At 64.9% G+C, this 12,607-nt stretch carries 10 protein-coding genes and 1 pseudogene; 4 read left to right on the forward strand and 7 right to left on the reverse strand.

The annotated features are described in order from the left end of the window. Positions 1–102 precede the first annotated feature (102 nt). From ACVW16_RS06590 to fliL, 5 genes and pseudogenes are all read right to left on the reverse strand, one after another. The gene (locus ACVW16_RS06590; protein ID WP_456735669.1) at positions 103–3,843 is read right to left on the reverse strand and encodes a tetratricopeptide repeat protein; all 3,741 of its coding nucleotides are present in this window, start codon (positions 3,841–3,843) and stop codon (positions 103–105) included. Positions 3,844–3,945: 102 nt separating this feature from the next. Next, positions 3,946–4,707: a MotE family protein gene (locus ACVW16_RS06595; protein ID WP_456735670.1), complete on the reverse strand. Its 762-nt coding sequence runs from the start codon at positions 4,705–4,707 to the stop codon at positions 3,946–3,948. A 9-nt stretch (positions 4,708–4,716) separates the two neighbouring features. Beyond that, positions 4,717–5,164, reverse strand: a pseudogene (locus ACVW16_RS06600) (DUF6468 domain-containing protein). Continuing rightward, positions 5,161–6,363, reverse strand: coding sequence for a flagellar motor switch protein FliM (fliM, locus tag ACVW16_RS06605; RefSeq protein WP_456704519.1), 1,203 nt, complete (start codon positions 6,361–6,363; stop codon positions 5,161–5,163). The pseudogene ACVW16_RS06600 and the gene fliM overlap by 4 nt, the downstream one beginning before the upstream one ends. Before the next feature lie 30 nt (positions 6,364–6,393). Beyond that, complete coding sequence (gene fliL / locus ACVW16_RS06610; protein ID WP_456704520.1) at positions 6,394–6,894, reverse strand: flagellar basal body-associated protein FliL; 501 nt, start codon at positions 6,892–6,894, stop codon at positions 6,394–6,396. A gap of 386 nt (positions 6,895–7,280) precedes the next feature. Between fliL and flgF the strand changes: the two genes are divergently transcribed. The 4 genes from flgF to flgH are packed head-to-tail and all read left to right on the forward strand — an operon-like array spanning position 7,281 to position 10,762. Next, positions 7,281–8,042, forward strand: coding sequence for a flagellar basal-body rod protein FlgF (gene flgF, locus ACVW16_RS06615; RefSeq protein WP_092228139.1), 762 nt, complete (start codon positions 7,281–7,283; stop codon positions 8,040–8,042). Between the two features lie 16 nt (positions 8,043–8,058). Continuing rightward, complete coding sequence (gene flgG / locus ACVW16_RS06620) at positions 8,059–8,847, forward strand: flagellar basal-body rod protein FlgG (RefSeq protein WP_092228140.1); 789 nt, start codon at positions 8,059–8,061, stop codon at positions 8,845–8,847. 10 nt (positions 8,848–8,857) lie between these two features. Continuing rightward, the gene (flgA, locus tag ACVW16_RS06625) at positions 8,858–9,988 is read left to right on the forward strand and encodes a flagellar basal body P-ring formation chaperone FlgA (protein WP_456735671.1); all 1,131 of its coding nucleotides are present in this window, start codon (positions 8,858–8,860) and stop codon (positions 9,986–9,988) included. A gap of 9 nt (positions 9,989–9,997) precedes the next feature. After that, positions 9,998–10,762: a flagellar basal body L-ring protein FlgH gene (gene flgH, locus ACVW16_RS06630; RefSeq protein ID WP_456704522.1), complete on the forward strand. Its 765-nt coding sequence runs from the start codon at positions 9,998–10,000 to the stop codon at positions 10,760–10,762. A 173-nt stretch (positions 10,763–10,935) separates the two neighbouring features. On the opposite strand, the gene ACVW16_RS06635 is transcribed toward flgH, so the two are convergent. Then, the gene (locus ACVW16_RS06635) at positions 10,936–11,715 is read right to left on the reverse strand and encodes a 2-keto-4-pentenoate hydratase (RefSeq protein WP_456738194.1); all 780 of its coding nucleotides are present in this window, start codon (positions 11,713–11,715) and stop codon (positions 10,936–10,938) included. 483 nt (positions 11,716–12,198) lie between these two features. Then, entirely contained in the window at positions 12,199–12,564 is a 366-nt protein-coding gene (gene dksA, locus ACVW16_RS06640) for an RNA polymerase-binding protein DksA (protein ID WP_008554760.1), read from the reverse strand. Positions 12,565–12,607 lie beyond the last annotated feature (43 nt).

The raw sequence follows: 12,607 nt of genomic DNA on the forward strand, positions 1-12,607 counted from the left end.
AGGTCAGGAGTAGCAGGAGTCCTAAAGCACGAGGGGCGCCTTGGGGTTTGCTTGAGCATGATCTTTTCGGCAAAAGCGCTACGCACTTTTCCGGATCATGCTCTACCGCGTCATCTTGATCTGCCGCACGACGGGAATCGTCGGCAGCGAGCCGGTGTGCTCGGTGTCGTCCTTGGCCTGCGGCGAGGCCGGGGCCCGGGCGGTGGCGTCGGGGAAGCGCTGCTTCATCTCGCGCAGGAAGCCGTCGAGGGTGTCGACGCTTGCCGCGAGCTTTGCAATCTCGTCGAATTCGGCACTGGAGGCGGCAGCCGGCTTGCTGGCGATATCGAAGGCGAGCCGGTCGGCGCTCTCGCTCATCAAGGGAGCGTATTTCTCGCGAAAGCGCGACAATCCGATCGAATCGTCGGCGAGCGCATAGCCGACCGCGGCGCGGATGATGTCGCTCTTCTCCACCGCGTTGAGCGGCTTGAAGTCGCGGAAGCGTTCGCCATAGTACAGCTCGATCTGCTCGGCGGACTCGCGCCAGCGCCGCGCCGCCCAGAAGATGTCGGACCGCAGCCGCAGCACCTCACGCCCCGAGACGTTGGAGACGATGTCGAGCGCGAGGTCATGGCGGCCGACGTCGCTCTGGGCCCGGGCCTCCAGCAGCAGGCGCTGCTGCCGCAACTCGCCGGCGAGATCGCTGATGCGGCTCGCGCGCAGCGCGGTGATCGCCATGTCCGGCTTACGGTTGGCGAGATAGATCATGGCGAGGCGCGCGGCGACCTGGGCACGCGCAGCGCCTTCAAGACGATGATCGACCTGGTATTGCAGGAGCTCGGCGGCCTGATCGAGCAGATCGATCGAGGCGAGACGATCGGCCAGGCGGCGGATCAGCTCGTCGCCGCGGCGGCCGATCGGCGTCAGTTCACGGAATTCGTAGAACATCCCGAGTGCTTCGATCGGCGGCAGCTCGTCGCCCTTGGGACCCAAGAATATCTGCGTGAACAGATCCGACGCCAGGTCCTGCGCCTGGCGCGAGGCTTCCGCGTTCGGCTGCAGCTTGGTCGCGGTGCGCGCGGCTGTCAACGCGTCGCGATAGCGCCCGGCATCGGCATACAACTGCGACAGCATCTGCAGCGTCTTGACCTCGATCGAGTCGCCGCGCCAGGTCATGGACAACGTCTCGAGCTCGCGCAGCGCATCTTCCTTGCTGATCTCGTTGCGCTTCTGCAGGAGCGCGACCTGGAGCTGCTTGGCTTCGGCCGCGGCCTGGCGATCGGTGGATTCGACAGCGACGTTGTAATCGTCGAGCGCGTCCTTGTCGTGGCCGAGCGCCTCAGCGAGCCTGCCGCGCAGCACGGCAAAGCCGGGCGCGGCCTCCGGCGACACACCGACCACCTCGATCTCGCCACGACGTTTCGAGGCGCCGGCGTAGTCCTTCACCTCGAGCGAGGCACGCATCGCATCCATGGTCACGATGCGCTGGATGTCGAGCGGCAGCGAGGCAATGGCAAATTCGACGTTCTTGAATTTCTCGCGCGCGTCCGCCCATTTGCCCTGCCGCGCATAGGCGAGCGCCTTCCAGAGCTGGGAATCGTGGCTGTTGCCGATCACGGGATTGGCGAGATCCTTCAGGCCCTGTGCCGGTCGCCCGATCAGGATGCTCGAGATCGCGTGCATGATCAGCGCCCCGCTCTCCTCCTTGTTGAGAGGATCGCTCAGCATCAACTCGGTCACGGAGTTGGCTTCGTGATACATCGCGCGCGACATGTAGAACTGCGCGAGATCGAGCCGCGGCAGCGAACGCTGCGCCGGATCGACGGCCGAGATCGCCGTGATCAGTTCGCTCTGGCGCGTCCAGAAATCTTCCGACTGGCCCTTGCGCCAGCCTTCGGGATTGAAGATCGGCCGCACCGCAGTCGGTGCCCGCTCGGCCGAGACATCGACCGGCGACAGCGTCAGTCCGCCCTTCTTGCCGAGAATGACCTTGTCCAATCCGACCTCGACGCCGACCTCGTCGGAATTCGGCCGGATCGCGATGCCGTGCGCGGATTCCAGCAGCGAGAGATCGACGAGATCCTGCCGCTTGATGAAGCCACGGACCGGCCGCCGAGCGGTGACGACATAGAGCACGTCGCCGGCGTCAGGATCGGTGAGCTTGTGTAGCAGGCCGGGATTCGCAAAGGGAATGGCGATGTTGGCGAGCGCGGGATCGGTGATGTTGCGCGACATCATCAGCGGCAGCGGCGTCGCCTGGATCTTGTCGGCGAGCGTGAGCAGCCAATTGGTCTCCTTGCCGACCTCCTCGCTGGTCAGCGAATAGACCAGCGGACGGGTGAGACGGATGCGCACCGCCTGGCCCTTTTCGAGCGGCATGCGACTGACCTCGCCGATCATCGCACCACCTTTGCTGCGGATCGCGTCGACATCAACGGGCTTTTGCGAATCGAACACCAGCCACACCGTGTCGCCGCGGCGGAACGCGGCAGCTGGCGTCGCGACGGAAAGCGGGAACGTCACAAGCAGTCCGTCGCTGTCACGCCGCGCATCGACGCTGGCCGTCACGGGCGGCGGTGCAGCCTCTGCAGGCTTGGCTTCGGCTTTCACGGGCGCTTTGGGCGCATCCTTGATCGGCTCCTTGGCCGCTTCCTCCGGGACCATCGCCTTGGCGACTTCCTTGGGCGCCGCGGCAACCGCAGGCATCGCCGGCATCGCAACTTTCGGTGCTTCCTTGGATACCTCCTTCGGCCCTTCCGCGTGCGGAGCTTCGGTTACCGGTGCCGTCATCGCCGGTGCCGGCTTCGGCGCCTCAGCGGCCGGCATCGCGGCGGGTGCCTCCGACTTGAGCTCGGCCTTGATCTCAACCTTGGCTTCTCGCGCGATCGCCTCCGAGGTCGGTGGCGCGATCTCCTTCGGCTTTGGAGCTGCCGGCTTTTCCGCGGCCGGTCCATGACCGCTCGCTTCCACCTGCGCGATGGCGGCCTCGGGCGTCGCGGCCGTCTTGCCCTTGTCGGGCTGGAAGGCGATGTCGACCACGTAGTTCTTGTCGTCGCGGAAGGAGTGCACGTCGGAATCGCCAATCAGCGCGATTTCGACGCTGGTCTGGTCGATATCGCTTTTCTGCTTGATCGAGGCGACGTTCGGCGGCGCCGCGACGACAGCATCGGCGAGGTCGAAGTTGAGATTGGCGTTGAAGGCGAGCGTGAGCTTCTGCTCGTTCAGAACGGAGGAGACGCCGACGCCGTCCGGCATCTCGAACACGAAGCGCACGAAGGTCGGCTGCACCGATGCGCGCACGCGGATCGGTGGACGCTTCTTGCTCTCGGCCGCCGCGCGTTGGGCGCGCAGCGCGCGCTCTGCGACGCGGGCGCGCTCGGCGAGTTCCTTCACCACGTCCATCGGCAGGCTCGGCGGCGGCCCCTTCCAGCCTTCCGGCAGCAGGTCGATGAAGGTGCGCTCGCCCGCATTCATGGTGTTGACGGTGACGCGACGCGCCAGCGACAGACGGATCGCGCTGCCGTCAGGATCGCGGCGGGCAGAGTTGACGTAATCGGGCGCGCCTTCCGGCACGCGCTCGACGGGCACGTCGACAGGGCGGTCGAAACGGATGATGAGAATTGACCCCGCGGTCGTGACCTCGGAGGGAACGTCCTCACCGAGCTTGATCACGAGGCGGGCAAAGCCGCCGCTCGCTGAAAAGCTCGCCTCGCCGCGGACCGCATCGCCGGCCCGGGCGGCGGGCGCGCCGAGGCCGATCAGGAGGCAGGCTGCCAGCACCGGCGCGTTGCGGACATGGCGCGACAGCCCCAGCGCCAGGGCGCGGGCTCGCGACACAAATCCAGCGGCAGCCTCTCGCCCCATTGGCGGCATTTCTTCCGGTTCGACGGTCCACGCCGGCACTGGTGCCGGCCCATGCCTTCGAATGTAGGTTTTCGCAATTAAGGACTTCTTAAGTATGAGCCCTCAATTCGGCTTTTGCGTCGGCTTGCCGTCGATCTTCGGGAGATCGCCGGCGGAAGCAGCCTGATCCCCGCCCCCGTTGGCTCGGCGCGCCATCTCGACCGTCAGCCGCTCGGCGGCTTCCGACGACATCAGTCCCAGAATGTCGGACATCTTGCGCGGGGCGATCGCCGAGGCGATCTCGATCAGCACGCTCATCTCGAGCCGGTCGAACACCCGCGCGGCGTCCTTGGGCTTCATGCCCTCATACATGGTCACGAGGCCCTTCAGGCGCTGGGCCTCGGCGGCCTTCTGTTCGGCCTGGGTCGCCGTGATGCGGGACTCCACCGCCTTCATCTCCTCGACCTTGCCTTCGATGCGCTTCTCGGCCGATTTCAACAGGCTCTCGCGGATGTCGATCTCGCGCTGGCGGGCCTCAATCTCCTGACGGCGCGACTGCAAGCGTTCCAGGATCGCGCGCTCCGAGGCCGAAACCTGCGGCTGGGCCTCGTCCATCTTCACCGGGGTGCCCTCGGGCTTGGTCTCGGGCGCAGCCGGCTTCGGTGCTTCCTTCGGCGCGCCATGCGTCGAGCCGGTGATGTCGGGGTCGTCTCGCCCGGTCGGAAAGTTCAGGTTCTCCTGCGCCCAGGACTTCTTCATCGAGTTCGGCTGGTAGTCGAAGACATAGCCGCCATTGATCACGAGCCCCGCCACTTTCAGCACGGCGAGACCTGCGACCGCAACCAGGACGACCGGAATGACGCGGATGTTACGGAAGGACTTCATACCCTGACTTTATGCGGCGAGACCGTTGGACCTTCGGCGCTCGGAGAAGGCTTCGGCAGCAGCTGCAACCGCCTTGGCCGCAGACGGCTTGGTGGCGGGGGCGGCTGCGGCTTCGGGATTCGTCACGGGGCGCGCCGCGATCGCGATCTTGGAGAGCCGGCGCACCACGTTGTCGGCTTCGCCAAGCTGCTTGTAGAGCTGGTCGGACATGTGCGTGGCGGCGGCCAGCTGGCTGCCGAGATTCTCGTTGACGTCGCGCACCGCCAGCTTGAGCCCGCCGATCGCGCGCTCGGCGATCTCGGTCGCGGTGATCAGCTCGCCGATCACGGCCTTCAGCGAATGCTCGTCCGCCTTCAGCCGCGTCAGCCGCTTGTTGAGCAGCATGCAATAAACCGATCGTGAGCATGAGCAGGATAGCCACCAGCGTCTCGATCGCCATTCCCAGGAAGTGGTTCATGGGGCCTCCATCAGCTTGTTCTGTTCGTCCACCTTCTCGAACATCGCAAGCGTCGTACTTGGCTTGCGCAAGGGTTTCGTCACGCGGATCGCGACGCGGTCGCCGACCCGACCCATCCGCCCCTCGGTCAGGGTGACGTCGCCGCAGCGCACGGTCACGTTGGCGTCGGCGCGCATGTCCAGCGGCAGCGTGTCTCCGACCTTGAGCCGCATCAGCTGCTTGAGCGGGATGTCGGCTTCGTAGAGCACGGCATCGACCGCGATCTCGGCCTGGTTGATCTCGGTTGCGAAATGGCCTTCCCAGATCGGGTCGCGGCCGAACTTCTCGCCCATGAACATCTGGAGCAGCACGCCCCGGATCGGTTCGATGGTCGCGTAGGGAAGCAGCAGCTCGATATTGCCACCGCGATCTTCCATGTCGATGCGCAGGCGCACAAGGATCGCGGCGTTAGCGGGACGGCTGATCGCTGCAAAGCGCGGATTGGTCTCGAGCCGGTCGATGGTAAAGGTCACTGGCGACAGCGGCCGGAACGCCTGCTCGGCATCGGCCAGCACCACTTCGACCAGGCGCTTGACCAACTCGGTCTCGATCGTGGTGTAGGGCCGGCCTTCGATGCGAAGCTGGCTCGAGCCGCGGCGACCACCGAGCAGCACGTCGATCATCGAGTAGATCAGGTTGGAATCGACCGTCGCCATGCCGAAGTTTTCCCACTCCTCGGCCTTGAACACCGAGAGCACGGCAGGCAGCGGGATCGAGTTCATGTAATCGCCGAAGCGCACCGAGGTGATGCGGTCGAGCGAGACTTCGACGTTGTCGGAGGTGAAATTGCGCAAGGACGTCGTCAACAACCGCACCAGGCGGTCGAAGACGATTTCGAGCATCGGCAGACGCTCATAGGAGACCATCGCCGAATCGATGATCGCGCGGATGCCGGAATGATCGTCGAGGGTGACGTCGCCGACGGTAAAGCCGAGAAGATTGTCGATCTCCTCCTGCGAGAGAACGCGCTCGCCGGAGTTCTTGCCGTTGCCGAGATCGCGGCTGCCGTCCTCGACCATGGCCGCCCATTGCAGGGCCATGGTCTCCGAAAGTTCGTTTTCAGCAGCAGCCTTCGCGGCCTCCGCGGGATCCTCGGAATCGAGCGACGCCTCCCATTGGGCGGCAATCGCATCCTGGTCCATCTGTTCGGTGCCGGCCATGACGCTAGCCCGTACCCTTCCGCAGCGTCGTCACTGGAGCACGACTTCCTTGAACAGCACCGCGCTGACCTGGATCGGCGCGACGGCGGCGTTGACCCGCTTGGTCAGCTCTTCCTTGAGACGGAAGACGCCGGCGGAGCCGTTGAGGTCGGAGGAACGAAGCTCGCGCACATAGGTCTGGAAGATGTCGGTGACCCGCGGCATCGACGGCTTGATCGCCTCGATCTGCTTCTCTTCCTTCAGCTCGAGCACGATCTTGAGCTTGAGATATTGCACGCGCTCGCCCGGCGCGCCGGCGAGGTTGACCATCATGTCGGGCACCTCGACGAAGGCTGGCGGCTTCGGCGGGGGCGCGGCCTCGGCATGATGCTCCTCGTCGCCGTGACGGAAGAACAGGAACCAGGTCGCAGCGCCGCCGCCGAGCAGGACCAGGGCGGCAACGACGATCAGGATCAGCTTGAACTTGCTCTTGGGGGCAGCGGCTTCCGCACCTTCGGCGGCTGCGCCGCCTTCCGCTTCACTCTCTGCCATGGTCGTCCGGGCTCGCTGATCTCATAGAGGGCGAGAGAGCAAAGCCTCCTGGCAGACAGTGACGCGATACGAATGTCCCGGCGCAAAGCGCTCCTCTTCGCTGCAAACGCTACGGTAATAATGGTTAACGGAACCTTTCGATTGGGCCCCTGCTAGGAAAAATCTGCCGGGCAAACATGGCTAACAGAACCTTTCTGCCCCCTGCCGCGAGCCCCGAAAAAATCACCAACCCATTGTAATTACATATCATTTCAAATTGGCACGACTTTCGCTGAGAGAGGGCCGAGACCGAACGGTTTGGGAGAACCAGACGGCCTCTTTCACGGGATCGGCCAAGGCGCTTGGGAGAGCGAAATGGCCGGGCTCACTCGAGGGGAGATTGACCGATGCAGAACGCGCTTCTGATCGGCTTGTCACGGCAGATGACGTTGGAACGGCAGATGGATGTCATCGCCAACAACGTCGCCAACGTGAACACCAACGGCTTCAAGGCTGACCATTCGCTGTTCGAGGAGTTTCTCCGCTCGAACGCTCATGAGGACAATTTCGTCGGCTCCGACCGCCGGGTCTCCTATGTGCAGGACCGCGGCACCTATCGCGACGTCGGCCAGGGGCCGATGGAGGCCACCAACAACCCGCTCGACATGGCGATCAGCGGCAACGCCTTCTTCGCCGTGCAGGCCAACGGCGCCGAGCGCTACACCCGCGACGGCAAATTCGCGCTCAGCAGCACCGGCCAGCTCATGACCTCCGACGGCAATCTCGTGCTCGGCACCGCCGGCCCGATCGTTTTCCAGCCGACCGACCACGACATCAACGTCGCCCCGGACGGCACCGTGACGGTGCTGGAGGGGACCGCCAAGACGGACTCGATCCGCGGCAAGATCCGCATGGTGAGTTTCGACGATCCGGCCAAGCTCACCAAGCTCGGCGCCAATCTGTACGACGTCGGCTCCGCCAACCAGCAGCCCGACGCCAAGTCCACCCTGCAGCAGGGCTACATCGAGAAGTCGAACGTGAATTCGGTCGGCGAGATGAGCCGCATGGTCGAGGTGATGCGCAGCTACACGGCGATCGCCAACCTGCTCCAGCAGCAGAGCGACCTCCACAAATCGGCAATCGAAAAGCTCGCCGACGTTCCGGCCTGATTGAGGGAGAACTGACATGCAGGCGCTTCACACCGCAGCGACCGGAATGGCGGCACAGGAACTGAACGTTCAGGTGATCTCCAACAACATCGCCAACCTGCGCACCACCGGCTTCAAGAAGCAGACCGCGGCGTTCCAGGACCTCATCTACGAACACATCCGTCGCGTCGGCGCGCAGGCTTCGGACCAGGGCACCATCCTGCCCGTCGGCGTCGACATCGGCGGGGGCGTCAAGACCGTCGGCACGCCGCGCAGCATGACCCAGGGCACGCTGTCGCAAACCGGCAACGATCTCGACCTCGCGATCTCGGGCGAAGGCTTCTTCAAGATCCTGATGCCTGACGGCACCTTCCAGTACACACGCGACGGCACGTTCCAGATGGACAATCAGGGCCGGGTCGTCACCGCGGGAGGTAACCCGGTGCAGCCGACCATCACGATCCCGAACAACGCCTCGGGCATCACCGTCAACGAGCAGGGCCAGGTGACCGTGACGCTGCCGGGCTCGTCGACCAACACCATTCTCGGCCAGATCGGCGTGACCCGTTTCATCAACAAGGCGGGCCTGCAGCCGGTCGGCAGCAACCAGTTCGTCGAGACGACGTCGTCGGGCACGCCTCAGGACGGCACCGCGAACTCCGAAGGCTACGGCAAGATCACCCAGGGCAGCCTCGAACAGGCCAATGTCGACGTCGTCTCGGAGATGAGCGACCTGATCGCCGCGCAGCGCGCCTACGAGATGAACGCAAAGGTGATCAGCGCCGCCGACCAGATGATGCAATCGACCACGGCGCTGTTCCGCTGAGGTGATGAACATGATCCGCACCGCGCTTCTCACCCTCTCCGCGCTGCTCGTGCTGGCGCTGCCGGCGCAGGCTGCCGACGACGGCATCGCAACGCCGACGCTGCGCGCCAGCGTCACCGTGACGTCGGACGTGGTCCGGGTCGGCGATCTCATCGACAATGCCGGTTCGGCCGCGCAGATCCCCGTCTATCGCTCGCCCGATCTCGGCACCACCGGCGCGCTGCCTGTCGCCCAGGTCCTGAGCGTGCTGCGCGCCAAGCAGGTGATCGGCGTGATGACCGGCGACATCACGGAAGTCCAGGTCACCCGGCTCGCCCGCACCCTTGCCAGCAAGGATCTCGAAAACGCAGTCGCCTCCGCACTCGAGCGCCGTTTCGGCCTTGGCGACGCCGCCAACATCACGGTCACCTTCGACCGTGGCATGTCCGACATGCGGCTCGATGCCACCAACACCGGCGCGCTCCAGGCGGTTGCGACCCGCTACGATGCCCGCAGCGGCCGCTTCGACATCTCCTTCGAGGTCGGGAACGAGGGTACGGTCCCGACCAAGCTGCACTTCACCGGCACCGCGATCGAGACGGTTGAGGTTGCCGTTCTGACCCGCGACATCGACCGCAGCGAGATGCTGAAATCCTCCGACGTCGCGCAAGAGCGCCGGCCGAAGGCCGAAGTGACCGGCGAGCCCGCGCTGCGCGAACGCGCCGTCGGCATGCAGCTGCGCCGGCCGATGCGCGCCGGCATGCCGATCCGCGTTGCCGACCTCGCCAAGCCCGAATTCGTGTCGCGCGACCAGAGCGTCACCGTCATCTACCAGGTCCCCGGGATCTATCTCACCACGCGCGGCAAGGCGATGGAGGGCGGTGCCGAGGGCGACACCGTGAGTGTCCTCAATCCGCAGACCAAGCGGACGCTGACCGGCGTCGTCACCGGCCGCGGCCAGGTCACCGTGCAGGGCGCCAGCCAGTCCGCGCCGATGCCGGCCGCGGTCGAGCAGACCTCCTCGCTCAAGCGCGACGAAGCGCCCGCCCCGGTCGACACCGAGGCCCTCGTCCGCAACCTGGTCCAGGCGCCTTCGTCGCCGGCCCAGATTGCACAAGCCCAGATTCCGCAAGCTCGCGTCTCGCAAGCACAGGCAAAGTAAGAGTTAGTCATGTCCGCTTTCAGTTCGGCTTACCGCCTTCGTCGCATCGCGATCTCTGCCCTGCTGCTGACAGCCAGCGCGCTGGGCGGCTGCTCCTCGATCGACCGCTTGTCGCAGATCGGCGAGCAACCGAAATTGTCGGCGATCGACAATCCGACGACGCAGCCCGGCTACAAGCCGGTGCAGATGCCGATGCCGAAGCCGGAAGTCGCCTCCTACAACCCGAACTCGCTGTGGCGTAACGGCAGCCGCGCCTTCTTCAAGGATCAGCGCGCCACCCATGTCGGCGACCTCCTGACGGTGACCGTGAACATCACCGACAAGGCCAATATCGAGAACGAGACCCAGCGCAGCCGGTCCAACAAGGAAGATTCGGGCATCACCGATTTCATCGGCGCGAAAACGCTCGGCGCGCAGGCGCAGAAGGTGCTGCCCGGCCGTATCCTGACTGCCGACTCCACCGCCTCCAGCGATGGCAAGGGCTCGGTCAACCGCACGGAAGCGTTGCAGACCAACGTCGCGGCCGTCGTGACCCAGGTGCTGCCGAACGGCAATCTCGTGGTCGAAGGCAAGCAGGAGATCCGCGTCAACTACGAGATCCGCGAGCTCGTGGTCGCCGGCATCGTCCGCCCCGAAGACATCCAGAGCGACAACACCATCGATTCCAGCAAGATCGCCCAGGCCCGCATCGCCTACGGCGGCCGCGGCCAGATCACGGACGTGCAGCAGCCCCGCTACGGCCAGCAAGTCATGGACGTGCTGCTGCCCTTCTAGCCCTCTCTAGGAGCTCCCACATCGTGTTCGCGAACCTAGGCGCGAACGACGATGTACTACGCGGCCCTCGCTAGCTCCCCTGGCGAGGGCCGCATGTATTGGGCCTGACGTGTCGCTGTGGCTCCGAGTCAGCTCCGTGCAATCGTATCGACGCAATGACGGTGGAGAGAGCGCTACGTAAACGCCGCCTCCGCCACGCCCAGGCCGTCCAGCTCCATCCGCACCTTGTCGCCGGCTTTCAGCCACAGCGTCTTCACCAGGCTGCCCGTCAGCACGAGCTGTCCCGCGTGCAGGCCCTTGCCTTCGGCGGCGAGGTGGTTGGCGAGCCAGGCGAGGGCGTTGTGGGGGTGGCCGAGCACGTCAGCGCCAGTGCCGTGGCTGACCTCCTCTCCGTTGACGATGGCGCGGCCCTTGACCGCTTTCAGGTCCGGTACCGACGAGCGCGGAACCGAGGCGCCCAGCACACAGCCGGCGGCGAAGAAATCATCCGCGATCAGCGTCGGCGCGCCCATCGTCTCCCACTTCACGTAGCGGTCGTCCACGATCTCGATGGCGGGATGGTAGCTTTCAACGGCTTCGCCGACCCATTCGGCGGTGAACGGCGCCTCGCCGGCGGCGAGGTTGCGCTTTAGCCGCACCGCAATCTCGCATTCGACACCGACACGGACATAGTCGGCGACCGCGAGCTCCACGCCGCTGTCGTGCACACCCGTCTGGAACACACCCCCGCCGCAGGGGTGCGGAATGCCGATATACTCCTGCATGACCTGGCTGGTGCAGCCGATCTTGTAGCCGACCAGCGGCCCGACATGAGGCAGCAGGAGATCATGCAGCGCACGCTGGACCTGATAGCCCGCGGCCTCATCAGCAGGCGGAACTTCGAGCGCCGCGAGCGGCGCATGGTTGCGGCGCGCCAGCGCGATCGCCTTTGCGGCTTCAAGAATTTTGTCCATCGGCGCCGCCTCCCACGCGACCACAAGCATGGCCGGCACTTCAGCATCCCCGCCGGAGCCTGACAAGCGCCGGAGGCATGCGCCCATGCGGGTGGATTGCGCGCTGACGGATGCGGCCGACGGCCTCTTATCCGCCTTAAGGAAATATTGAGCTGGTCCAGGCTTCATGGGGATGCGCGTTGCAGCCTCGCACGAGGCCGGATTGCAGCGAGGCTTGATGCAGCTTGATCAGAGTCTCAGCATGCGAGTCGATCTCCTTGATGCGACTCGCAAAACCTCCCGCACCTGAAGCGAAGGCTATGTCTCATGTGAATTCACGTGAGCTTGCAGCAATGGACTCTAGCCCATTGATCGCGATTCGCTTTTCGCCATCGCGTACCCGTCAAGCACGCCGCGGCAAGCGATAGGCACAGCGCAGATTACGGCGCGAAACGGCGCGCCTTGCGTCCAAAAACGAAGAGCCGCATCTCTGCGGCCCGGACTCTATTCGTCGCGATAGACCTTCTCGCGTTTCTCGTGGCGCTCCTGCGCTTCCACCGAGAGCGTCGCGATGGGCCGGGCCTCGAGCCGCTTCAGAGAGATCGGCTCGCCGGTGTCCTCGCAATAGCCGTAGGTATTGTCCTCGATGCGCTGGAGCGCGGCGTCGATCTTGGCGATCAACTTGCGCTGGCGGTCGCGGGCGCGGAGTTCGATAGCACGGTCGGTTTCCGACGATGCCCGATCGGCAAGATCGGGGTGGTTCACGTTCTCCTCCTGCAGAGCCTGCAGGGTGAGCTTGGACTCTTTCAGGATCTCATCCTTCCAGGCGAGGAGCTTCAAACGGAAGTACTCCTTCTGCCGGTCGTTCATGAAAGGCTCTTTTTCGGTCGGTCGGTAGTTTTTCAACTTTTCC

This window comes from Bradyrhizobium sp. USDA 4474 (assembly GCF_054057515.1).